Here is a 22,530-nt window from a genome sequence, read left to right on the forward strand (position 1 = left end):
ACGCGCGAGGGCTGATCACGCGAACGTCGATTGCTCACTGCTCGCTCGATGTTCGTCGCGGGGCTCGTTCTCGACCCTCGCCTCTGGCACGCGCGCGGGGCGTGGGTCGAGAACGAGCCGAGCACGCCTCGGGGCGGGCTCAGGGGTTTACACCCGACGCCGCGAGCTGACCGCCGTCGATGTCGATGATCGAACCGGTCACGAAGCTGCTCTCGCTCGACGCGAGAAAGCGAATGAGGTTGGCGATCTCCTCGGGGTCCGCCATGCGCTTTTGGGGGATCGCCTCGAGCACGGCCTTGCCGAGGGCCTCGTTGTCCCAGATCGCGCTCGAGAACTTGGTTTTGACGAAGCCCGGGGTGAGGGCGTTGACGTTGATGTGGGCGTCCGCGAGCTCGACGGCGAGCACCTGAGTCAGCATGATGACCGCGGCCTTGGAGATGCAGTAGATGCCCATCCCCGGCTGCACGCGGCGCCCGGCGATCGAGGCGATGTTGATGATCCGCCCGCCGCCGCGCTCGCGCATGCTCGGGACGCAGGCCCTGGCCATGCGAAAGTAGCCCTTGACGTTGACGTCGTAGGTCTTGTCCCAGTGGCTGTCGTCGGCGCTGAGCAGCGGGCCAAAGTGTGGGTTGGTGGCCGCGTTGTTGACGAGCACGTCGACACCGCCGAAGGCCTCGCAGGCCCGGGCGACGACGCGCTCGACGGCCGCGTCGTCACCCGTGTGCGCGGGGACGGCCAGGACCTCGGCGCCGGTCGCCTCGCGCAGCTGCGCGGCGGCCTGCTCGAGCGGCTCGGGCTTGCGCGAGGCGATCACGACCTTGGCCCCACCTTGGGCCAGCGCCATGGCCGTGGCGAAGCCGATACCCCGGGATCCACCAGTGACGATCGCGACCTTGGCGTTGAGATCAAAGGGGGTGGTGGTGCTCGTCGATGTCTGGCTCATGGCGCGGTTTTAGACGTGAGACCCTGGGTCGTCCAGGAATTGGGGCGAGCCCCAAAACGTCTCTCAGAGACAGGGCACGAGTCGCGGCTTCGATTCATAATCTTCGATCGCGGCAGATATGTAGCTGTGATGTGCTGCAGCGGTCTGGTGGACCGGGGCCGACCGCGAGGGGGGGTCTGCGAGGGGGGGCCGCGAGGGGCAGTCGAGATGGCGCGGTCGAGATCGGCGTCGCGGCGCGAGAGGGGGCGCGTGCATGGGGCGCAGGTGATCGCAAAGGGGCGCAGTCGCTCACTGCGCGGAGGGGGCGAGGGCCCACGTGTGAGGCCGAGTTCGCGTCTGCATCCTCGACGCGACGGTCACGAGGGCACGGTGGTACACTGGGGCTCGGGTATCGATGTCTGCGGACGCCGGCTCCAACTCTCCGACGCGTGCGCTGCTGCCTTTCGAGCTCGGCGGACACCTTCTGGCGATCGACGCCACGGTGGTCATCGAGGTCACCGGGCCGCGCGACTGGGTAGCGATTCCCAAGGCACCGCCTGCGGTCCCGGGCGCGCTCGCCTGGCGCGGCCGCGCCCTCGCGGTCCTCGACCTCGGGCGAGCGCTCTCGCTGCCCGCGTTGACCGTGCCCAAGACGCGCGCGCGCAACCTGATCATCGGGCTCAGCGACGACACCGTCGTGCTCTCCGTGGACCGCGTCCGCGAGGCCCGGCCGGGCGCCGAGCTGGCGCCGGTCCACGCCGCGGACCTCGGCCTCCCGGCCTACGGCGAGCTGGTCCTCGACGAGCAGATCGCCCTGGCCCTCGACATCGAGGCTTGGGTCCAGAGCCTGAGGAGGAAGGCGTGAGCCGGCTGCTGCTCATCGAAGGCGACGCGCTGCGTCTGGGCCTCGACGAGCAGCTCGTCGAGCGCGTCGAGCTCGAGGGCGACGCCCAGGCGCCGAGCTTGTTCGCGGGCCTGGGTCTGAGCGAGGAGAGCGAGCGGGTCGGGCAGGCCGGGCAGGCCGGGCACACCGAGCGGGGCGAGCAGCGCGTGCTGGTCCTGCGCGAGGGCGCCCGAGTGCGCGTCCCGGCGAGCATGCGGCTGATCGAAGACGTCGAGGTCATGGCGCTGCCCGAGCTCCTGCGCCCCTTCGCCGCCGAGGCCGGCGTGGTCGGCCTCGTCGAGCTCGAGGGCACGCCCACGCTGGTCTGTGATCCACGGCTCGCCAACACGAAAGACAGCCACCCGTGAGCGCCGCTGTCCAGGCTCCTCGGCGCGAAACTCGGGCCGAGCTTCGCGGCGCGGGCCTGCTCGGCTTCATCGCCGCGCGGGTGTTCGCCCTCGACGTCTTTGTGGGCGTGAGCCTGGTCGCGATCTGGCTGACCCTCTATGGGACCAACGACCTGAGCCGCGCGCTCTTGCTGTGCGCGCTGCTCTTTGGCCTGCGCCTGTTCGCCTGGCTCGCGCAGCTGGGTCTGGCCCTGGCGCCGCTTCGCGCGTGGCGGGGGGCGTGTAGCGAGCTCGACGACGAGACCCTGCGCGCGGCCGAGTCCGCGCTCGCCGGCTTGCCACGCAAGATGGCGCTCAACTTGACCGCCGGCTGGGTGGGCTACTACGTCGCGCTCACGGCCCTGGTCTGGTGGGCCTTCCCGGGGCTGATCGGCCTCGAGGCCGCCGAGCTCCCCGCGGCCGGGCTACAGATCGCCGCGGTCGCCTTTGGGACGCCGGTGCTGCTCTCCCCGCTGATCGCAACCATGATCGCCGAGCACCGCGCGGCTTTGCTCGTCGAGCTCCAGCGCCGCGCCGAGGTCCCGCAGGGCGTCCAGGTCTCGCTGACCAGGCGGCTGATCCTGGTCGGCGCGATCTTGGTGACTGGCCCGCTGTTGTGGCTGTCCTCGATGACCTGGATCTCCAAGCTCGAGGCGACCCGGGCCCGCGCCCTCGGTGAGCTCGCCGGCGAGGTCGAGCTCGCGATTGGCGGCGGGCCCGATGCCGAGCTGCTGTGGGCCGACGCCTTCGACGAGCGTGACCCGCTCGAGCTCGAGCGCGTGTCCGAGCTGCCCGCCTCCTTGGTGGTGATCGACGAGGGCCCGCGGCTGCTGGCCCTGGTCGAGCGCGAGACCGACGAGGTCGCGATCGCGGTCGCCCTCGACGAGGGGGGCTGGCTGCTGGCCAGGCGCAGCATCCACCCGCCGCACGCGCGCTTTTGGGTGCTGCTGACCATGACCCTGATCGTCGTGCTGATCTGGGGTCTGTCCACGGTGACCGCGATGACGAGCTTCTTCATGGACCCGATCCGTCGGCTCAGCGCGTCGGCGCGGCGGCTCTCGGAGGTTGGAGATCTGAGCGCCATGGGCCGGTTGCCACAGGTCACCAACGACGAGGTCGGGACGCTGACGACCAACGTCAACCGCGTGCTCGACGACCTCGAGAGCCTGACGGCCGGGGCGCAGGCCGTGGCTCGCGGGGACCTCTCGGTCGCGATCGTCGGCGCCGGCGAGCTGCCCGACGCTTTTCGCAGCATGGTCGAGCAGCTCCACGAGGTCGTGCTCCAGATCCGCGAGACCTCGATCGGCCTGGCCACCGCCGCGAGCGAGATCCACGCCGCGACCTCGGAGCAGGAGCGGGCCGCGGACCGCCAGAGCGCGGGCATGCGCTCCCTCGGTCAGGTCATGGACTCGCTGGCGAGCTCCGCCTCGCAGGTCTCGGGTGCGGCCACGGGCGTGCTCGAGAACGCCGAGGGCACGCTGACGACCACCGACGAGATGAGCCGCAAGATCGACGAGCTCAACGAGCGCAGCAAGGGCATCGGCGAGCTACTCGAGCTGATCCGCGAGATCGCCGACCGCAGCGACCTGCTCGCGCTCAACGGCTCGCTCGAGGCGACCCGGGCCGGCGAGGCCGGGCGCGGGTTCTCGCTCGTCGCCGCCGAGATGCGCCGCCTCGCCGAGCGCGTCACCGGCACGGTCACCGACGTGCGCGAGCTGGTCGCCGACATCAAGGCCGCGAGCGGGAGCACCGTGATGGTCACCGAGCGCAGCCGCAAGCTCGCCGAGGGCACGGCCGAGGCCGCGCGGGAGATCGCCGCGGAGACCCAGCGCCAGAGCCAGGACACGGAGCGGGCGACCCGGAGCGTGCGCGAGGTCGGCGAGGTGATCGTGCAGATCGGCGAGGCGATCACCGAGACCCGCTCGGCCGCCGAGGGGCTGCGCGTCCAGGCCGCGACCCTCGAGGAGCTGATCGGCCGCTTCGAGGTCCGCGGCGAGAGCCACTCGGGCTCGTCGATGCGCTTCCTCGGCAGCGGGGTCTACGAGAGCGGAGTCTACGGCAGCGGGGTCTACGGCAGCGGAGTCTACGAGAGCGCTGCCAAGCGTGAGGGGGGACGCTCGTGAGTCGCGCGGGGCGCAGGGCCGCGCTCTTGGCCCGCTACAAGGCCGGCTCCCTGGCCAGGCTGACGCGGATCCACGAGCTCCTCGGTCGCCCGCGGCCCTTCGATGGCGACGACCAGGCCACGGTCCGCGGCGAGCTGCACACCCTCAAGGGGGAGTCGCGGATGCTCGGGCTGGTCTCGCTCGCGGCCCTCGCCCACGCGGTCGAAGACGCGGTCGACGGCCTCGGGCGCTCGCCCAGCGACCGCGCCCTGGCCCTGGTCACCGACTCGCTGGGGCTGATCCAGGGCTTGCTCGAGGGCCCGCTCGAGGAGCGCCCCGAGGCCGAGGCCGACCTCGCCCGCGGGCGGGAGCTGCTCGCGCGCCTCGACCAGGTCGAGCTCGAGGCCCTCGCGGAGAAGGCCCGGCTCGCGGCCGGGGGCGGGGACGAGCACGATGACGACCGCGCTGGCGACCGGGTCATGGGCGAGGAGCGGCCCGGGAAGCCGCCGGAGCCGGTCTCCGATCACTTCGAGCCGGCGCCGAGCTTCTCCATGGTCCCGACCGCGGCCATCGACGAGCTGTGCGAGCGCCTCGAGTCGCTGCGGATCTCTTTGGCCGGGCTGCGCTCGCGGACCAACGCCAGCCAGGCGGAGGGCTTCGAGCTCGGCCAGACCCAGCGCGAGGTCGAGGAGCTCGCGGTGCTCGCCTGGGGCCTGCGCCTGGTCAGCGTCGAGCCGGCCCTGCAGCAGCTGTCGAGCCACGCCGTGGAGCTGGCCGAGCAGCTCGGCAAGCGCGTGCGGATCCGCGTCGACGCCGGTGACGCTCAGCTCGAGCGCTCGCTGCTCGAGCGCCTCGAGGAGCCGCTGCTGCACCTGTTGCGCAACGCCCTCGACCACGGGATCGAGGCCCCCGAGGCGCGCGGCGACAAGCCGGCCGAGGCCCGCCTCGACATCATCGCGCGGGCCGTGGGCGCGGAGGTCGAGCTCAGCTTGTCCGACGACGGCCAGGGCATCGACCTCGACGCCGTGCGCAGCCGCGGCGTCGAGCGTGGCCTGCTCGACGCGAGCACGGCCTCGCAGGTGCCCGAGGGCGAGCTCCTGGCCCTGCTCTTCGAGTCGGGCTTCTCGACCGCGCGCACGGTCAGCGAGCTGTCCGGCCGCGGGGTCGGCCTCGACGTGGTCCGGCGGATCATCGAGGGCCTCGGCGGCCACGTGACCGTGAGCAGCGAGCGCGGCAGGGGCACGCGCTTCGTGGTCCGCGTGCCCGCCACGGTCAGCCGCGAGCGGATCTTGGTGCTCGAGCTCGCGGGCGTGCTCTGGGGCCTGCCCTCGCGGCGGATCGAGCACGTGGTCCGGCTGCGCGACGCGCTGTGCGAGCAGGCCGGCAACCCCACGGCCCTGGTCGACGGCGAGCACCTCCCGCTGCTCTCGCTCGCGCGCCTGCTGGGCGTCGGGGTCGAGGCCGAGGAGCGCGAGGTCTTGCTGTGCGAGCACGCGGGGCGGCGCTGGGCGATCGCCAGCCCGGCCCTGGTCGGCGAGTTCGAGCTCTTCCGCCGGCCGCTGGGGCCGACCCTGGCCAGCGTCGGCCTGGCCAGCGCCAGCGCCATGCTCGACGACGGCCGCCTGGTCTTGCTGCTCGAGCCCGCCGCGCTGCTCGGTCGCCACGGCCGGGTCGGCGGGCGCTTCACCGCGCCGGCGACCGCGACCACCCAGCCCCGGGTGCTGGTCGTCGACGACTCGCCGATCATCCGCGAGCTCATGCTCGAGCTGCTGGCCAACGCCGGCCTCGACGTCCGCGTGGCCAACGACGGCCTCCAGGCCCTGAGCATGCTCGACAGCTTCGCCGCCGATCTGGTGCTCACCGACGTCGAGATGCCAGCGCTCGACGGCTTCGGCTTACTCTCACGCATCCGCGAACGCGACTCCGAGCTCCCGGTGGTGATGGTCACCACCCGCGGCTCGGCCGCTGACCGGCGCCGGGCTTCGGAGCTCGGCGCCGACGCCTACCTGGTCAAGTCCGCCTTCCAGCAGGAGGATCTCTTGCGCACAGTATCCCGTTTTGTCGAGGTTTCATCATGATTCGTGTGCTCGTCGTCGACGACTCGATGATCTGCCGCGAGCTGCTCGCCGATCAGCTCGAGGCTGACGGAGACATCGAGGTCGTCGCCATGGCCGAGGGCGGTCGGGCCGGCCTCGCCGAGCTCGCCAAGCGCGAGATCGACCTGGTCACCGTAGATATCCAGATGCCGGGCATGACCGGCCTCGAGCTCATCGAGGCGATCATGGACCGCTCACCCAAGCCGATCATCGTGGTCACCAGCCTCGACGAGCGCGAGCAGGACCTCGCCCTCGAGGCGACCACCCGCGGGGCGCTGGCCCTGGCTCGCAAGGCGCCCTCGGAGGACCTCGAGGCGGCGAGCGAGCTGCGCGCTCGCGTCCGCAAGCTCGCCGGCGTCGAGGTCTCGCGGATCGAGCCGCGGCGGGCGCGGGCCAAGTCGGCGAGCCCGGCGCCTGCGGATCAGGCCGCGGGGGGCAGCGGCGCGGGGAGCAGCGGGGCGCGGGCCAGCGCGGCTCGCAAGCGCCTGCCGATCATCGGGCTGGGCTCCTCGGCGGGCGGACAAAACGCGCTGTTCGAGATCCTCGATCGCCTGACCCCCGAGTTCACCGGCTGCATCGCCGTGGCCCAGCACCTCCCGCCGGAGTTCGTCACGGCCTTCGCCCGGCTGATCCGCTCACGCAGTGGCTACTACGTGCACATCGCCAACGAGCCCGTGGACCCCGAGCCGCGCATGGTCGTGCTCGCGCCGGGCGGCTACGACCTGCTGCTCGAAGGTGGGAAGCTGTGCGCGCGCCCGTGTCGCCCGGGCGAGGCCAACCGCCCGCGCATCGACGTCTTGTTCCGCTCCCTCGCCGCGGGGGAGGGCGAGCACGTCGGCGTGGTGCTCAGCGGCATGGGGACAGACGGCGCGAAGGGGCTGCTCGCCATGCGCGAGGCCGGCAAGCTGACCCTCGTTCAAGACCGCAACAGCGCCGCGGTCTGGGGGATGCCGGGGGCCGCGTGTGCGATGGAGGCCGCCATGGAGGTGCTCCCGCCCCGGGGGATCGCCGCGCGCCTCGTCGAGCACATGAACCCGAGCTAAGAACCCTCGGGACATGGGGACATGAGCGCGCAGGACGTCCACGCCCAGGTGCTCGCGCTGCTGCGCGCGGAGTACGGCCTCGACGGCGAGCGTGGGGGCATGAGTCGCACCTTGGCGCGCTTCCTCGAGCGGCGCGCCGGGGAGCTCGGCGTGGACGAGCGCGGCTACCTCGAGCGCCTGCGCGCAGACCAGGGCGAGCGCAGCCGCATGCTCCACTCGGTCACCGTCGGCCACAGCTGGTTTTATCGAGATCCTGGCCAGCTCGCGGAGATCCGCGAGCGACTGCGCGCTCACCTGCACGAGCACAGCCCGCCGCGCCCGGTCCGGGTCTGGGTGGCCGGCTGCGCCAACGGTGAGGAGGCGTGGACCATCGCGCTGATCGCCGACGCGCTGACCTGCCCCGTCGAGATCCTCGCCACCGACATCGACGAGCTCGGCCTCGAGCGCGGCCGCGCCGGCGTCTATGGAGCGTGGGCGCTGCGCGAGCTGCCGGAGCCGCTGCGCGAGGACTTCGAGGCCACCGGACCCGACGCGTGGCGGATCACCGACCGCCTGCGTGGGCGCGTGACCTTCATGCGCCACAACCTCTGCGACCCTCCCCCGCGTCCGGAGACGGGTCGGGGCTGGGACATGATCTGCTGCCGCAACGTGCTGATCTACTTCGAGCGCGAGCGCGCCCACGCCATCGTCGCGGGCCTGCGGGGCAGCCTCGACGAGGGCGGCCAGCTCTTCTTGGGGGTGGGAGATCTGCTCTTTCAGCTCGACGAGATCGAGGCCGTCGCCCGGGCCAGGCTGCCTAGGCAGGAGGACGGCGCGGACGAGCCCAGCGCCCCGAGCACGGCGCGTGTCGGCGCGGATGAGCCGGGCGGCGACGTGGTCCAGCGCGCGGCGGAGCGGCTCGCCAGCGGAGCGGTTCAGGCCAAGGCTGCGCGACCCTCGAGCGGGGCGGTCGAGGCCAGGAGCGCGCGGCCCTCGAGCGGCGTGGTCCATCGCGCGGCGGAGCGGGTCGCCAGCGGAGCGGTCCAGCGCGGCGGGATCCGGACGCCGAGCGGCGTGGTCCAAGCCAGCACCCTGCGCACGCCGAGCGGCGCCGTCCAGGCTCGCATGGCCGAGATCTCGGAGGCCTTCGAACTCGACGAGCCGCTCGGTCCCCCAGCCCCGCCCGATCCACCGAGCGAAGAGCAGCTCGAGCAGCTGTGCCGGGCGGGCGAGGCCGTGGAGGCCGGGGATCTCGAAGAAGCCAAGGCGCTGCTCGAGACGATCCTCGACGAGGATCCAACCATCGCCGAGGGGCTGCTGTGGCTGGGCGTCGTCCACCACCTGGAGGGTGACGCCCACGCAGCAAGCGAGGCCCTGCGCCGCGCGTGCTGCATGGAGCCCGAGCTGTGGCCGGCGACCTTGTTCGCGGCCCTGAGCGCCGAGCACCTCGGCCGTTGGCGAGCGGCGCGGCGCTGCTGGTCGGAGCTCGACCGAGCCCTGCGCGCCGCCGAGCCCCCGCGCTGGATCGCCAGCGAGGCCCTGAGCCGAGCCCTCCCACGCTGGCGCGCCGAAGCCCTCGAGCTCGTCCGCCAGCGCTACGAGTCCACGAGCTGAGCCATGACCGAGGAACAACCCACGCCGCTGATTCTGGTCGTCGACGACAGTGAGATCGTCCTCGAGCTCGTGGCCGACTCCCTCGAGGAGGCGGGCTTTGGGGTCGAGACCTGCTCTCAGCCTCTGGGCGTGACCAGCCTCGTCGCGCGGCTGCGGCCAGACGTGGTGGTATTGGATATTGGTATGCCTGCGCTCGGGGGGTCGACTCTCGTGGAGATCATCCACCGCAACCGGGTGCACGACTGTCCGATGCTGCTCTACACCGACCGCAGTCGTACGGAGCTGGCGGCGACGATCCGGGCTTGTGGGGCGGATGGGGGGGCGCTCAAGAGTGAGGATAGTAGTGAGCTCGTCGATGTGATTCGTAGTGTGCTTGCTAGTCGGCGGCGTTAGTTTTTGCGGGTTCTTTAGAAGGGGGTGTTCGGGATCTTTTGCGAGGGGAGTCGTTGACGAAGGTGCAGGCGCACGGGACAGCAGGGGACCCTTCCTGCTCAGACAGGCTCGCTGACTTTGGGGATTTGTGGCGAGGCAGATGACTACATTGATGGGGGTAATTGCTCCGAAGGTGTAGATTTGTACGCGAAACTCGCATGAAGGGTCCCCTGCTGTCCCTTTTGTGCGCCTCTTCTTCGGGGGGTGACTCCGCTCCGGAGACGTGGAGGGTTGTGTCTTTTGCGAGGGGAGTCGTTGACGAAGGTGCAGGCGCACGGGACAGCAGGGGACCCTTCCTGCTCAGACAGGCTCGCTGACTTTGGGGATTTGTGGTGGGGGCGCGTCCTTTTAGGAGGGGGTCGTTGACGAAGGTGCAGGCGCACGGGACAGCAGGGGACCCTTCCTGCTCAGACAGGCTCGCTGACTTTGGGGAATTGTGGCGGAGCAGATGGCTACATTGATGGGGGTAGTGGCTCCGAAGGTGCTGTTGTGTGCGCGAAACTCGCATGAAGGGTCCCCTGCTGTCCCTTTTGTGCGCCTCTTCTTCGAGGGGTGACTCCGCCCCGGAGACGTGGAGGATGACTCCGAATCGGGGCGTGAAGGTGAAGGATGGCTCTGAGCTGAAGGGACAAAGAGGGCTTGTGCGAAACGTCGGGAGATTGCGCTGGCAGACATGAACGAGCACCTCGCCTGCGAGGACCGGCATGTCGCTCGCAGGCGTAGAGCAGGCCGCTCGAGTGGAAGGGGCCCGCGCCGAGCACCGAGCCGGCTATGCGGCTTCGTTTGGGGGTCGCGCGCGACCCGGCGAGAGCGCAGGGGTGGGAAGGCTTGTGCCGAACAGGCCGCGGTGTAACGCCCGAAGCAATTACCATCGCAAAAGACCCGAGCAGGACCCCTAATCCAAGGACAGCTCCGCAAAACTAGGGATCCCCCGCGGATCCAGCTCGAAGTTCTGGACCCGCCAAGAGTGGACCACCACGCTCGCCCCATACATCAGCGGAACGAGCGGTCGCATGTCCTCGAAGCGTTCGTCGACCCGCGCCAGCGCGGCAGGATCGCGCTGCGCCGCCGCCAGCCGCCTGTCCATCTCCGGGTCTGCGTAGTGCCCGATGTTCGTGGTCGCGGCCATGGGCGCCGTGGGCTTGGGGATGCGCCGCGAGGAGAGCAGCGCGGTCATGAAGTCCACGGGGTCGGGGGTTTCGGCGATGTAGCCCGACAAGATCAGGTCGTGCTCCCCCGCGCGCAGGCCGTCGAAGAAGTCCGCGGCGCTCCTGGCCTGTTCGATCTCCACGCGGATATCGAACTTGGCGAACTGCGCCGCGATCGCCTGGGCGACCGCTCGCGGGTTGGGCAGGTAGGGGCGCGGGCCCCAGACCGTCAGCATGCGCAGGTTGCTGCGTCGTGCGCCGAGGGAGGCGAAGGCCGCGGCCGCGAGCTCTTGGCCGTACTTGGGCAAGCTGCGCTTGGCCGGGGCCATGGCCGGGGGGAGCAGGCCGCGGGCGGCGAAGGCCGCGGGGTTGTCGTGGCTCAGGCGAGCGATCGCCCACGGGTCGATGGCGGCCGAGAGCGCCCGGCGGACCGCCGGCTCGTCGAGCCACGGCCGCTCGCAGTTGAAGGCCAAAAAGGCCGTGCTCTGCCCGGGCTGGTAGACCTTGCGCACGCCCTGGAGGCCCTTGGCGATCTCCCGCGGGAGCATCGAGGTGAAGTCGATCTCGCCGCTTTGGATCGCGTCGCGCAAGGCCGTGGGCTGGCCGTCCGCGTCGACCGGGAAGGTGCGAAATACGACGCGCTCGATGCTCGGCGTGGTCGCGCCGGTGGGGATCCAGTTGGGGTTCTTGTGCAGGACCAGGACCTGGCCGACGTTGCCGCGCTGCTCCTCGACGATGCGATAGGGGCCCGTGCCCAGCCAAAATTCGGGGCCGCGCCGGCCGATCACGCTCCAGATCTGCGCGAGCTGAGCCTCGAGCAGGGCGTCGGGGTCGTAGCAGGAGAAGCGCACCCTTCGCCCCGCGCCCGCGCCGATCACCGCCATCGCGCGCAGCGGGGCCACGCGCAGCAGCGACTCGGCCACGTCCTCGGGCTCGACCGGGCTGCCGTCGGAGAAGCGCAGGCCCTCGGCCAGGCGCAGAGAAAAGCGCCGAGCGTCGCCGATCCCTGCTCCGTCGGCGCGCAGCTCCTCGGCGAGGTAGCGGCGATCGCCAGCGAGCAGGCCGGCGTTGCGGGTGTAGAGCGTCTCGAAGCACTGGTTGCGGACGACGACGCCGGCGAGCTCCTGCGCCTCCCAGGGGTCGAGGCCCTGCCAGGCGCCGATCATCCCCACGCGCAGGGTCGACTCGGGGCCACTATTTTTAGGTCGCCAGTTCACTCGCGCGACGGTGGTACCAAAGCCGCCCCCGCCGGGAAAGCGACGCTCACTCGCAGGGGACCGTCCACTCGAGGGTGACCGTGCCGGCCTCCTCGAAGAGCGCGCAAAAGTCGGGGCACAAGGTAATCGTGGACAGGTCCTCGGCCCACACCCAGTCGACCTCGGGGTCCTCGCAGCCCGAACCCTCGACCCCTTGCTGCACGTCGAGGATGGTGATCCGCAGAACGTCGGCGAAGCTGGCGGGAAAGCCGTCCATGTCGAGGACGCAGCTGGCCGCCGGGGCCCAGCTCATCTCTCGCGTGCTGCCGCAGCCGTAGCTGCACTCGCCGTATTCGGTGGCGCACAGCATCCACGTCTCGCACTCCTCCTCCACGCAGGGCTCGCAGGTGCCCGCGGGGGCGCAGACGCAGGCGCCGTCTTCGCAGCTGCCCACCCAGGGATCGCCGCAGGCGTCGATCTCCTCGGCGCAGCTCGCCTGGCATTCAGCGACATCACAGCTGCCCTCGCCCGAGCCCTCGCCGCCCTCCTGGGCGTCCTCGCTGCCCGAGCCGTCGTTGTCGCCGTCGTCGTCGGTCTGGCCGTCGATCCCCTCGGAGTCGTCGCTGCAACCCGAGGCCGCGGTCAACGAGAGCAGGCCGGTGAGGCCGAGACAGACAAACGCCGAGAGCTCGATCGCGCGTCGCACGGCGAGAGTCTACGCGAAATTTCGGGGCGCACGATCCACCGGCCGCGATCGACCGGCTCGGTTGGCGCGGCCTCAGCCGGGCTCGGCCTGCGCCTCGTCCCGGCGCTGGCCGTACTCCTTGGGCTCGATGCCCAGCAGATCCGCCGCCAGCGAGAGCTTCCAAAATGGGATCCGTCCGGACTCGGCGAAGGCCAGCCGGCCCTCGTCGTCGACGATCACCATGGCGGCCTGGCCGTCCTCGACGCCAAAGCGCTCGCGCAGCGCCGCGGCCTCGCCGGCGTCTGGCACGAAGCTCCAGCCGTCCACGGTCCAGCCCTCGGCCTCGCCCACGACCGCGCCGCGGATCCGCGCCGTGGCCTCGTCGCCCTGCCAGTCGGTGGCGAGGACCCGGGCCAGGCGCACCGAGGGCTTCTTGATCTGGTCGAAGACCTGCTTCATGTCGCCCTCGAAGCCGCCCTCCTCGAGGCCCGGGATCTCGTCGCGGCGGACCTTTTGATCGAGGAAGACCAGCACGCAAGACCGGCCCTCGCAGGCGCGCTCGTCGAGCTCGCCGACGGCGAAGTCCGGCGCGGGCGGCCCCGGCTCGGGCTCCGTCGCCCCGAGGGCCTCGCGGATCTCCTCGAGCTCGCTCGCGTCGACGTCGCCCGCGTGGCGGACGATCGGCTCGCCCCGCTCGTCGAGGATGACCAGGCCGAGGTGGCCCTTGGGCAGGCTGAAGGCCGCGCTCAGGGTCTCGCCAAAGTCGACGTAGACCGGCCAGCGCAGCTCCTCGCGCATGGGCCCCACGAACTCGCGCTCGATCTTCCCCTTCATCACGGCGGCGCCGGCCGGGGCCTCGCCGATCGCGAAGCCGACCACGTCCTCGGGCAGCTGCCAGCGGTGCAGGGCGCGGCGCAGCAGCTTGCCCTCGCCGCCGCTCATGCTCTCGCGGCCCTCGATCAGCAAGAACACCTTCTTGCCCTGGAGGTCACCCAGGCGCAGCGCCTCGAGGGGTCCCTGGGCGGGGAGCTCGATGTCGGCGATCGAGACCTCCTGAGGGATCTCCTCGAGCTGCTCGGGGATGTCCTCGACCTTCGGCCACAGCGACCAGGCCGCGGCGCCCAGGGCGAGCACGAGCACGCCCGCGCCGATGGCCAGGGTGCGTCGGAGCGTCTGCTTGCGGGCGTTCACGGCGAAAGTCTAGAGCGCTGACCAGCCCGGATCCACCGACTCTCAGCGCGCGCGCGCGTGCACCAGCCAGATCGCGGCGTCGAGGCTCGGCACGCCCTCGGCGTACTCGGCCGTCAAGAACGCGCGCGCCCGCGCGATGAGCTCCGGCCGCTGAGGCTCGGGGGTGTTGTGGAGCAGCCGCGAGAACGGGCCGATCTCCTGGACGACCTCGAGCGCTTTCTCGGCGCTCTCGCCGAGGCTCAGCGAGCAGATCACCGGCTCGGCGTGGATCCCCTCGAAGCCCCCGGCGCCGAGGACCTCGCGGACGCGACCTTCGGCGCACAGGCTGAACGGCCCGGGGCCCGCGTCGGGCGAGGGCGTGGGCGGCTCGATCTCGGGGAAGGCTCGCATCACGAAGGTCAGCCAGGGGTTGGCCGCCGGCGGCTGCCAGCACACGAAGACCATGCGCCCGCCCGGGTGCAGGGCGCGGCGCATGTTGGCGAACGCGGCCGCGGGGTCGACGAAGAACATCACGCCGAAGCGCGAGGTCACCAGGTCCGCGCCCGGTCCCGGCCAGGCGTGGGTCTGCGCGTCGCCGAGGACGAACTCGAGCTGTGGGCGGCCCTCGCGGTGGGCGATGGCGGCCTCGATCATCGGCGCGGAGATGTCGAGGCCGAGGACGTGACCCTCGGCCCCGACGCGATCGGCGAGCGCCGCCGAGATCGTGCCGCAGCCGCAGCCGACGTCGACCACTCGCTCCCCCTCGGCGGCCTCGCTGGCCGCGATCAAGGCGGCGGAGATCGGCGCCATCATGCGATCGATCATCCCCTGGACCCGCACCCACTTGGGGCCGGCTTCATGGTTCCAGTAGGCCGCGGGATCTTCGTTCATCTTCGCCACGGCGAGACGCTAGCAGCCCGCTGCTCGCGTGGCGACTCACTCGCCCGTGGACGTGTGACGAATGTCCCCGATGTGCAGCGCGCCCTCGTGCAGGCAGGAGATCGGCGCGCCCTCGAGGCTGCGGGGATCATCGAGATCATCGAGCTGCTCGGCCCGCTCGGCTCGCGCCCAGGCTGCGATCGCGTCACAGTGGAGGCCCTCGAGCGTGAGCGAGGTGACGCCGGCGTCCTCGCCCAGGCCGCCGTCGAAGCGCAGCGCGGACACGGGCGCCGCGTCGGCGTGGGGCACCAAGAAGGTGGGGACCCCCGCGATGATCACCGGGCTCGGCGCGGCGCTGGCCGGGGCCGGGAGCTCGAGGTCTGCGTTGGTGCCCTCTTCGCGCCACAGATCCGCCGCGGACACCCGCAGCGCGCTCGCGCCATCGACCGGCCCGGCGACCACGAAGCGCGCCCCGAGGCCGCCCTCGATCCCCCGCAGCCACGGGCGCTCGCCCGGGGCGACGATGGGGCCGGCCTCGAGCTCGTCGATCTGCGCCAGGCCGGCCAAGCTGGCGCGCATGGACATGGCAAAGGCGGCGTCGAGGCGCAGCGCCAGCCGGGGCGCGGGGGAGATCGGGGCCAGGCGGGCGTCGACGAGGGCGGCCAGGTGATCGAGGTCGCGGCCGCCGCTGCCTCGCTGGAGCTGGGCGGCCTGGAGCGAGAGCTCGGCGTCGAGCCAGCGCGTCGCGAGCAGGCGATCTCCAGGCCCCGGGGTGTCGAGATCGCGGGGGGCCCACAGCCCGAGGATCACGCTGCGCTCGAGGACCCCCAGCTCGCGCAGGGCGCTGCCTTCGTGGGGCCCGAGCAGCGCGTCGAGCTCCTCGTCCTCGAGGTCCCAGGCGACCGCGGCGGCGCTCGGTGGAGCGAGCACGGTCCCGGCCTCGTCGACTGGCCAGCGCTGAACCAGCGCGCGGGTGGGCGGCTCTCCCTCGAGCCAGGCGGCGACCAGCTGGCGCGCGTGTCCGTCGGACTCGAGCTCGAGCAGCGTGAAGGCGACCCTGCCCTCGGGCGCCTCGACCTCGCTCAGGCCGGGGAGCGCGACGAGCTGACCTGCGCCCGCGGGGGCGCCCAGCCATACCCTCGCCTCGGCCGCGGTGGCCAGCGCGAGCACGGAGGTGTCGCCCCGGCCCTGGGCGAGCAGCCAGGCCTGGGCGGGGAGCTCGTCGACCAGCGCCTCGCCCTCGAGGCTCGCGCTCAGCGGGCCGGGCTCGCTGGGGAGCACCGTCAGCAGCAGGTCCGAGCGCAGCGACTGGCCCTGAAAGCGGGTGACCAGGGCGAGCTCGTGATCCCCCGCGGACAGGGCTCCGCTCAGGGGCAGGCGCAGGTGCGCCCCGTCTTGCTCGCGCCACAGCGGGGCCTCGTCGTCGATCGCCCCGAGCAGCGGCCAGCGCTGCCCGTCGAGCTCGGCGTAGGTGTCGGCGCTCAGGCCCTCGACTGGGAGCAGCAGGTCTTCGCGCTGGTCCGCGCTCAGCTCGACGCTGGGCTCGGACGCGCCAAAGGTTGGGGTGGGCGGGAGCTCGACGCCGCTCTCCTCTCCGGCCCCGAGCTCGTCGCCCGCCTCGGACTCGTCCCCCGACCCGCAAGCGAGGGCGGTCACCAGGCCGACACACAGCGGCGCAGTCGGACGTCGCACGTCGTCCAGCTTACGACGACAAAGCGCCCGCGGGTGGGCCTTGCACCGCCACGCGACGCTGGCCGATAGTGAGCGCGCCATGCTCGCTTTGTCTCGACACTCCTGGCCCTTGCTCAGCCTGGCGCTGCTGGCCTCGCTCGGCGCCCTCGCCTGCGGAGACGACCGCGGTGCGGAGTCCGACGAGGGCGTGAGCTCGCTGGGCCCGACCTCCACCTTTGGCGGCGACGACAGCGGAGACGAGGCCAGCAGCGATGGCGAGAGCAGCACCGCCACCACGACCCTCGACACGTCGGGGGAGGGCTGCGTCGGCGACGACGAATGTCCCGAGGGGCAGGTCTGCCTGTCGGCCTCGGACGTGTGCTTCGCCGAGGGCGGCTGCATCATCGACGACGACTGCGACGACGGCCAGATCTGCCAAGACGGCGTGTGCGCGATCGGGGGCGACTGCGGCGGCTTCGAGTTCTCGATCGAGGCCGTGCCGCCCAACTTGCTGATCTTGCTCGACCGCAGCGGGAGCATGGAGAGCAGCGTGTCGAACACCGATCTCAACCGCTGGGAGGTCGCCGTCATGGCCATCGCCCAGGTGACCGGCAACTTCGACGACGTGATCCGCTTTGGCCTCGCAACCTACTCGGCGTGCACGGGCAACGGCTGCTCCGCGGGCACCACGGTGGTCCCGATCGCCGACATGAACGCCGCGGCGATCAACAACTTCCTGGCCGCGACCGCCGGCGAGGGCTCGAGCGACGGCTCGGGCCTCAACGGCGACGGCAAGATCAAGTACCTGTGCGACTCCGGCGACCCCGAGACCAGCACCGGCAAGTCGCTCAACGCCCAGGTCGGCGCCGCCGAGCTCCAGGACTCCGCGCGGACCAACGCGATCATGCTGATCACCGACGGCTCCGAGAGCGGAGACTGCGTCGACAACGGGATCAACGGCCCGACCGCCGCGGCCAACCTGCTGGGCCAGGCGATCCCCGTGCAGACCTTCGCCGTCGGCTTTGGCGGGGCCAACACCAGCGAGATCAACAACATCGCTCAGGCCGGGGGCACCGAGGTCGGCTACCTCGCCGAGCAGGCCGACCAGCTCGAGGCCGCCTTCGACACCATCGCCAACGCCGTCGCAACCTGCACCTTCGAGCTCGACCAGGTCCCGCCCGACGCCGACGAGATCTACGTGTTCTTCGACAAGGACCCCGAGGGCGTGCCCAACGACGCCAGCGAGGGCTGGACCTACGACCCCGACACCAACACCGTCACCTTCCACGGCTCGGCCTGCGAGTCGATCAAGGGCGGCACCATCGTCGACATCGACATCGTCTACGGCTGCGACCAGCCGCCGATCGGCTGACATGACAAAGCTCGGAAGCTCCTACAAACAGACCGAGGTCGACGAGCGCTGGGACGCGATCGTGATCGGCTCGGGCCTCGGCGGCCTGTCGACGGCCGCGCTGCTCAGCGAGGCCGGCAAGCGCGTGCTCGTGCTCGAGCGCCACTACGCCCTGGGCGGCTTCACCCACACCTTCACGCGCAAGGGTTACGAGTGGGACGTGGGCGTGCACTACGTCGGCGAGGTCCACCGCGAGCGCAGCGTGATCGCCCAGCTCTTCGACCACGTGAGCGGCGGGGAGCTGAAGTGGGCGAACATGGGCGAGGTCTACGACCGGATCTACTTTGGCGAGCGCGAGTACGCCTTCCGGGCCGGGGTCGACAACTTCAAGGCCGACATGCGCGAGCACTTCCCCGACGCCGCCGACGGCCGGGCGATCGACCAGTACGTCGACTTGGTGTTCGAGGCCGTCAAGGCCGGGCGCAGCTACTACGCCGAGCGGGCCATGGCCGGGTTCAAGGCCTGGGCCGCCGGCCCCTTCATGCGCCGCAAGTACCTCGAGTTCACGCGCAAGACCACCTGGGAGGTGCTGCGCGGGCTGACCGACAACCTCGAGCTGATCGGCGTGCTCACCGGGCAGTACGGCGACTACGGCCTGCCCCCGCGCCAGAGCGCGTTCGCGACCCACGCCTCCGTGGCCAAGCACTACTTCTTTGGCGGCAATTATCCCGTGGGTGGATCGGCCGAGTTCGCGCGGACGATCGCCCCGCGGATCGAGTCCGGCGGCGGCGCGCTGCTGACCAATGCCGAGGTCGACGAGGTCGTGGTCGAGGGTGGCCGGGCCGTGGGCGTGCGCATGGCCGACGGCCGCGAGCTGCGGGCCCCGCTGATCATCAGCAACGCCGGGGCCGTGAACACCTACGGCGAGCTGCTGCCCCAGGCCGTGCGCGAGGAGATCGGCTTTCGCCGCGAGCTCGACCGCCTGCCCAGCTCCGCCGCGCACCTGAGCCTCTACCTGGGCTTCGAGCACAGCGCGGCCGAGCTCGAGCTGCCCAAGGCCAACTACTGGCTCTACCCCGAGGGCGGCTACGACCACGACGCCAACCTCGAGCGCTTCGCCAGGGACGACAGCGGGGACTTCCCGATGGTCTACATCTCCTTCCCCTCGGCGAAGGACCCGGACTTCGAGCGCCGCTACCCGGGGCGGGCGACGGTGGAGATCATCACCTTCGCGCCCTGGGAGCGCTTCTCCAAGTGGGCTGACGAGCCGTGGCGGCGGCGCGGGGAGGACTACGAGGCGATCAAGCACGGCTACAGCGAGCGCCTGCTCGAGGCGCTCTACCGCATGGAGCCGCAGACCCGGGGCAAGGTGGCCTTCCACGAGCTGTCGACGCCGCTGAGCACCCGGCACTTCACGGCCTATCGCCACGGGGAGATCTACGGGCTCAGCCACGGGCCGGAGCGCTTCGAGGCTCGCTTCTTGCGGGCGCAGACGCCGGTGCGGGGGCTGTACATGACGGGGCAGGACGTCGTCAGCTGCGGGCTCGCGGCGGCGGTGTTCTCGGGGTATCTGACGGCTTCGGCGATCCTCGAGCGGAACTTGGTGATGGATACGATGAATCGGGCCGGGTAGATCTCGCGGGGAGCGTTGCTTCGGGGGTGCACCGCGGCCTGTTCGGCGCGAGCCTTCCCATTCTTTTGCGGGGAGCGTTGCTTCGGGCGGTGCACCGCGGCCTGTTCGGCGGAAGCCTTCCCACCCCTGCGCTCTCGCCGGGTGGCGGGCGAGCTGCTTTTTTGCGTCTGCCTCTCGAGGGGACTCTGCTCGGGTCTTTGGCTGGGCGCTCTGCTTCGGACGGTGGCTGTCTGCGGGGGGCGGATTTGTGGGCGCCTCGTTCTCTTGGGGAGGGGCGGGGTGACGGGGCGTTGCTCGAGCGGCTTGCTCTACGGCGGTGAAGAGCAGGGCTCTGGGCGCTCGTTTCTCTCGAGGGCAGGTACTCGTGGGTGCAAGCTTCATATGAGGAAGGGCGGCTGTCCTCGGGCTCGGGTGGGCTGCTAGACTCGTGGCATGGCCGAGGACTCGAAGCGGGATGATGAGGCGCAGCAGGTCGAGGAACTGGAGGCCGAGCTCGAGGCGGACGCGCGAGACCCCGAGCTCGAGGAGATGGCGGACGCGGTGCTCGAGGATGAGCTGGCCGACGCGGTGCTCGAGGCTCCGAGTCGGCTGCCGCTGAGCTTGCTCTTGCCGGCGCTGGTTTTGGTCGCTGCGATCGCGGCGCCGCTGCACCCCGAGGGCTACAGCTTCGCGCTGATGCTCTACGCGATCTTCTTGCGCAGCCCCCTGGAGGCCGTGTTCACGCTGCTGGGCTTTGGCGCGCCCTTTTGCTTTGGCGCGCTGGTGGCCGCGACGGCGTGGGTGGTCGGGCGCGCGGGGGAGGGTGAGGTCAGCCCGGCGGCGCAGGCGATCATCCGGCGCGCGCTGGTCGTCAACCTCAGCTTTCTCCACGCCCACACCTTGCTGCTGGCCTTCGTGCTCACGCGCGCAGGCGGGGCGATGATGCCGCTGGCGCTGCTCGGCTTCGCGGTGGTCAGCGGCTTTTACTTCATCTATCGCCACGCCCAGGCCTCGGCCAGCGCCTTTGGTCCGGGGGGCGGGCTGAGCCTCGAGTGGCTCGTGCGCTGGGGGGCCACGGTGATCGTGGCGCTGTGTGGCTGGCTGCGCCTGCAGGTGCTCGCGGGGGTGCGGCTGGGCTGGGCCGTGGAGGTCGTGCTCGCGGCCTGCATGGCGATGACGGTGATCTTGGTCCGCCGCCGCCGCGAGTAGCCCGAGGTCAGCCCAGGGGGCTGCGCGGGAGGCCCTGGACCGAGCAGCGCCACTCGTGGATGAAGTGGCCCCACTGGAGCACCTGGTCGCGCTCGAGCTCCAGGCGGTAGAGGTCGTCGGCGGTGCGCAGCTGGACCTTGTTGCCGAGCTCGACGCTGACGGCGACCAGGTCGGCGTAGGGCAGGCGCCAGGGCTCCGGGCCGACCTCGATGGCCTCGGCCGTGAGCCGCAGGCGGCCCTCGGCGATGAGCTCGAAGCCGCGGCGATCGGCCTGCGCGCGCAGCAGTCGGCCGTGCTCGGTCTCGAGCGCGACGCCCTCGCTGGCGAAGCGCGCGTCGTCCATGACCGGGCGCGGGCCAAAGTGCTCGACCAGGCGATCGTGGGCCGTGGCCACGTCGAAGCTCTCGTGATCCCCCTGGGCCTCGAGGCGCGTGTCGACGCGCAGCCGCCACGTCGCCCCGCAGCTGCCGCAGGCCACCCAGTTGCCGCGCCGCGGGTGCACGCGCAGGCCGTGCTCGGCGAAGCAGCTCGGGCAGGCCCACAGGTACGCGGGCAGGCCGTGGGCCATGCGCCAGCCCAGGGTGAAGGCGCCCTCGGGGATACGCTGCTCGCAGGTCAGCAGCCGGCGGATGTCCTCGGTGATCTCCTCGGCCGTGGCCTCGGGCGGCCAGCGCAGCGGGCCCTCGTACTCGATGTGGTTGGGCACGAAGCGGGGGTAGCGAGCCCAGCGCGGCCACAGGTAGTGGGCCGAGACCAAGCGAGCGATGACGACCTCGGCGTCGAGGCGCTTGATCAGCCGGCCGATCCCGCCACCGATCTCGCGCGTTCGCCCGTTCCACGAGCGCGAGCCCTCGGGGAAGATCGTGATCAGGTGACCGTCGTCGTAGAGGCGCTGGAGCTCCTCCATGGCCGCGCGGTCCTTGATGAATTTGTGCTTGGGGAAGGCGCCGAGGGCCTTGAGCCACGGCCCGAGCAGCGGCTTCTTCAGCGGCTGCGCGCTGGCCATGAACCGGGCGGGGCGCAGCGGCAGCCAGCCGGCCATGAAGGGGTCGATCATCGTGTGATGATTGGGCAGCAGGAGCATCGGCCCGCGCCGGGGGATCTCGCGGTGGCCGAAGCCGCGCAGGCGGGCGAGCATGAGCAGCGGAGAGATCGCCAGCCAGGTCCCGCGATAGATCACCCACTGGCCGGGGCTGAGGCCCTCGAATCCGCGGCGCGGCTCAGGCATGTCGGCCCTCGATCCGCGGCGCGAGCTCGCTTCCGAGCAGGCGCGGGAGCAGACGCGATGGCGCGCGTGAGGAGCAGGGGCGGAGGTCGGCGGAGATCATGGGCGCTCTCGGCTCGGGCGTAGCCGCGAGACAGGGTAACGCGAGCCGAGGATGCGCGTGGCTCGGGAATTCCGGCGTGGGGGCGCGAGCGTCGTTCATCTGCCGGCGCGAGTACGGGATCTCAAAGCTGAGGCTCGGCTCAGCCTGCGCCAATCGCATGTGGACAGTGCTGTTCACTTTGCTCGGTGCGGCGGTTGCAATCGGGCTTTGATGACCCTAAGTCTGCGCGCGATGAGCATGCAGCTGATCTGCACCAAGACTTGTGGGACCTGCCGCAAGGCCGTCGCCTTGCTCGAGGACAAGGGGATCGCCTTCGAGTACCGCGAGTACAGGAAGGACCCGCTGAGCAAAGAGGAGCTCCTGGACGTCCTGCGCAAGCTCGGCGTCGGGCCGCGCGAGGTGCTGCGGACACGAGACGCCAACAAGCTCGGGCTTCGCGGCGACGAGAGCGACGCGGAGCTCATCGACTTGATGGCGGAGCACCCGATGCTGCTCCAGCGCCCGATCGGGATCGTGGGCGAAAAGGCTGCGCTCGGTCGACCGCCCGAGGCGTTGCTCGAGATCGTGTGAAAGCGGGCGCACGCCTGGCTTGGTGAACGACGCTCACGCGTCTTTGATGGCGCACCTACGCGGCGGCCCGCAAGCCGATGCCGGGGATCGATGGGCGCTCGCTCGCGTCGATCCCCAGCTTCGGCTGCGCGAAGATCAGGGGATCGTCGCGTGAGTCGAGGAGGCGGGCCGCGGAGGTCGCCGAGGCTCTCGACATGTTCGCGCGCTCGCCAAAGCGAGCTCGCTGCGGCGCGAGACGGACTCCTCGCTGACGG

General features: G+C 71.2%; 19 protein-coding genes. 11 read left to right on the forward strand and 8 right to left on the reverse strand.

What is annotated here, in order from left to right:
- Window positions 1–139: 139 nt before the first annotated feature.
- On the reverse strand, window positions 140–943 hold the full coding sequence (locus G6O69_RS10385) for an SDR family oxidoreductase (RefSeq protein WP_172303353.1): 804 nt from the start codon (window positions 941–943) through the stop codon (window positions 140–142).
- 394 nt (window positions 944–1,337) lie between these two features.
- On the opposite strand from G6O69_RS10385, the gene G6O69_RS10390 reads away from it, so the two are divergent.
- From G6O69_RS10390 to G6O69_RS10420, 7 genes are read left to right on the forward strand one after another with little or no spacing between them, the layout of a single operon-like run.
- Window positions 1,338–1,787: a chemotaxis protein CheW gene (locus G6O69_RS10390; RefSeq protein WP_172303354.1), complete on the forward strand. Its 450-nt coding sequence runs from the start codon at window positions 1,338–1,340 to the stop codon at window positions 1,785–1,787.
- Window positions 1,784–2,173: a hypothetical protein gene (locus tag G6O69_RS10395; protein ID WP_172303355.1), complete on the forward strand. Its 390-nt coding sequence runs from the start codon at window positions 1,784–1,786 to the stop codon at window positions 2,171–2,173. Before G6O69_RS10390 ends, G6O69_RS10395 begins: the two co-directional genes overlap by 4 nt.
- On the forward strand, window positions 2,170–4,314 hold the full coding sequence (locus G6O69_RS42055) for a methyl-accepting chemotaxis protein (protein ID WP_172303356.1): 2,145 nt from the start codon (window positions 2,170–2,172) through the stop codon (window positions 4,312–4,314). Before G6O69_RS10395 ends, G6O69_RS42055 begins: the two co-directional genes overlap by 4 nt.
- Window positions 4,311–6,371, forward strand: a complete 2,061-nt coding sequence (locus G6O69_RS10405) for a response regulator (RefSeq protein WP_172303357.1) — start codon at window positions 4,311–4,313, stop codon at window positions 6,369–6,371. Before G6O69_RS42055 ends, G6O69_RS10405 begins: the two co-directional genes overlap by 4 nt.
- Entirely contained in the window at window positions 6,368–7,432 is a 1,065-nt protein-coding gene (locus G6O69_RS10410) for a chemotaxis protein CheB (protein ID WP_172303358.1), read from the forward strand. The genes G6O69_RS10405 and G6O69_RS10410 overlap by 4 nt, the downstream gene beginning before the upstream one ends.
- 21 nt (window positions 7,433–7,453) lie before the next feature.
- The gene (locus G6O69_RS10415; protein WP_172303359.1) at window positions 7,454–9,025 is read left to right on the forward strand and encodes a protein-glutamate O-methyltransferase CheR; all 1,572 of its coding nucleotides are present in this window, start codon (window positions 7,454–7,456) and stop codon (window positions 9,023–9,025) included.
- A 3-nt stretch (window positions 9,026–9,028) separates the two neighbouring features.
- The gene (locus tag G6O69_RS10420) at window positions 9,029–9,418 is read left to right on the forward strand and encodes a response regulator (protein WP_172303360.1); all 390 of its coding nucleotides are present in this window, start codon (window positions 9,029–9,031) and stop codon (window positions 9,416–9,418) included.
- 934 nt (window positions 9,419–10,352) lie between these two features.
- Here the strand turns inward: G6O69_RS10420 and G6O69_RS10425 are convergent.
- The 5 genes from G6O69_RS10425 to G6O69_RS10445 all read right to left on the reverse strand — a co-directional run bounded on the left by G6O69_RS10425 (window position 10,353) and on the right by G6O69_RS10445 (window position 16,227).
- Complete coding sequence (locus G6O69_RS10425) at window positions 10,353–11,822, reverse strand: ABC transporter substrate-binding protein (RefSeq protein WP_172303361.1); 1,470 nt, start codon at window positions 11,820–11,822, stop codon at window positions 10,353–10,355.
- A 46-nt stretch (window positions 11,823–11,868) separates the two neighbouring features.
- Complete coding sequence (locus G6O69_RS10430; RefSeq protein ID WP_172303362.1) at window positions 11,869–12,507, reverse strand: hypothetical protein; 639 nt, start codon at window positions 12,505–12,507, stop codon at window positions 11,869–11,871.
- A 72-nt stretch (window positions 12,508–12,579) separates the two neighbouring features.
- The gene (locus G6O69_RS10435; RefSeq protein WP_172303363.1) at window positions 12,580–13,677 is read right to left on the reverse strand and encodes a hypothetical protein; all 1,098 of its coding nucleotides are present in this window, start codon (window positions 13,675–13,677) and stop codon (window positions 12,580–12,582) included.
- Between the two features lie 42 nt (window positions 13,678–13,719).
- The gene (locus G6O69_RS10440) at window positions 13,720–14,547 is read right to left on the reverse strand and encodes a methyltransferase domain-containing protein (RefSeq protein WP_255216214.1); all 828 of its coding nucleotides are present in this window, start codon (window positions 14,545–14,547) and stop codon (window positions 13,720–13,722) included.
- Between the two features lie 45 nt (window positions 14,548–14,592).
- Complete coding sequence (locus G6O69_RS10445; protein WP_172303365.1) at window positions 14,593–16,227, reverse strand: hypothetical protein; 1,635 nt, start codon at window positions 16,225–16,227, stop codon at window positions 14,593–14,595.
- 79 nt (window positions 16,228–16,306) lie between these two features.
- Here G6O69_RS10445 and G6O69_RS10450 point away from each other — a divergent pair, with 79 nt between their 5' ends.
- The 3 genes from G6O69_RS10450 (at window position 16,307) to G6O69_RS10460 (ending at window position 20,378) form a co-directional block, all read left to right on the forward strand.
- Complete coding sequence (locus G6O69_RS10450) at window positions 16,307–17,578, forward strand: vWA domain-containing protein (RefSeq protein WP_172303366.1); 1,272 nt, start codon at window positions 16,307–16,309, stop codon at window positions 17,576–17,578.
- Window position 17,579: 1 nt separating this feature from the next.
- Entirely contained in the window at window positions 17,580–19,190 is a 1,611-nt protein-coding gene (locus G6O69_RS10455) for an NAD(P)/FAD-dependent oxidoreductase (protein WP_172303367.1), read from the forward strand.
- Between the two features lie 432 nt (window positions 19,191–19,622).
- A complete protein-coding gene (locus G6O69_RS10460; protein ID WP_172303368.1) occupies window positions 19,623–20,378 on the forward strand; it encodes a hypothetical protein in 756 nt (251 codons plus the stop codon).
- A 7-nt stretch (window positions 20,379–20,385) separates the two neighbouring features.
- Here G6O69_RS10460 and G6O69_RS10465 read toward each other — a convergent pair whose 3' ends face one another.
- Complete coding sequence (locus G6O69_RS10465; RefSeq protein ID WP_172303369.1) at window positions 20,386–21,606, reverse strand: lysophospholipid acyltransferase family protein; 1,221 nt, start codon at window positions 21,604–21,606, stop codon at window positions 20,386–20,388.
- A 331-nt stretch (window positions 21,607–21,937) separates the two neighbouring features.
- On the opposite strand from G6O69_RS10465, the gene G6O69_RS10470 reads away from it, so the two are divergent.
- Complete coding sequence (locus G6O69_RS10470) at window positions 21,938–22,276, forward strand: ArsC/Spx/MgsR family protein (protein WP_172303370.1); 339 nt, start codon at window positions 21,938–21,940, stop codon at window positions 22,274–22,276.
- 55 nt (window positions 22,277–22,331) lie between these two features.
- On the opposite strand, the gene G6O69_RS10475 is transcribed toward G6O69_RS10470, so the two are convergent.
- Window positions 22,332–22,472 carry a hypothetical protein gene (locus G6O69_RS10475; RefSeq protein WP_172303371.1) on the reverse strand — a complete coding sequence of 47 codons (141 nt, stop codon included), beginning with the start codon at window positions 22,470–22,472 and terminating at the stop codon, window positions 22,332–22,334.
- Between the last annotated feature and the right edge of the window lie 58 nt (window positions 22,473–22,530).

The sequence above is a fragment of the Pseudenhygromyxa sp. WMMC2535 genome (genome assembly GCF_011083025.2).

What these genes read in the sequence shown, in the direction of transcription:
- G6O69_RS10440 (WP_255216214.1), bottom strand. Translation starts at nt 14,547, where the DNA reads ATGAACGAAGATCCCGCGGCCTACTGGAACCATGAAGCCGGCCCCAAG.
- G6O69_RS10475 (WP_172303371.1), bottom strand. Translation starts at nt 22,472, where the DNA reads ATGTCGAGAGCCTCGGCGACCTCCGCGGCCCGCCTCCTCGACTCACGC.
- G6O69_RS10470 (WP_172303370.1), top strand. Translation starts at nt 21,938, where the DNA reads ATGAGCATGCAGCTGATCTGCACCAAGACTTGTGGGACCTGCCGCAAG.
- G6O69_RS10465 (WP_172303369.1), bottom strand. Translation starts at nt 21,606, where the DNA reads ATGCCTGAGCCGCGCCGCGGATTCGAGGGCCTCAGCCCCGGCCAGTGG.
- G6O69_RS10460 (WP_172303368.1), top strand. Translation starts at nt 19,623, where the DNA reads ATGGCCGAGGACTCGAAGCGGGATGATGAGGCGCAGCAGGTCGAGGAA.
- G6O69_RS10420 (WP_172303360.1), top strand. Translation starts at nt 9,029, where the DNA reads ATGACCGAGGAACAACCCACGCCGCTGATTCTGGTCGTCGACGACAGT.
- G6O69_RS10385 (WP_172303353.1), bottom strand. Translation starts at nt 943, where the DNA reads ATGAGCCAGACATCGACGAGCACCACCACCCCCTTTGATCTCAACGCC.
- G6O69_RS10450 (WP_172303366.1), top strand. Translation starts at nt 16,307, where the DNA reads ATGCTCGCTTTGTCTCGACACTCCTGGCCCTTGCTCAGCCTGGCGCTG.
- G6O69_RS10455 (WP_172303367.1), top strand. Translation starts at nt 17,580, where the DNA reads ATGACAAAGCTCGGAAGCTCCTACAAACAGACCGAGGTCGACGAGCGC.
- G6O69_RS10415 (WP_172303359.1), top strand. Translation starts at nt 7,454, where the DNA reads ATGAGCGCGCAGGACGTCCACGCCCAGGTGCTCGCGCTGCTGCGCGCG.
- G6O69_RS10410 (WP_172303358.1), top strand. Translation starts at nt 6,368, where the DNA reads ATGATTCGTGTGCTCGTCGTCGACGACTCGATGATCTGCCGCGAGCTG.
- G6O69_RS10390 (WP_172303354.1), top strand. Translation starts at nt 1,338, where the DNA reads ATGTCTGCGGACGCCGGCTCCAACTCTCCGACGCGTGCGCTGCTGCCT.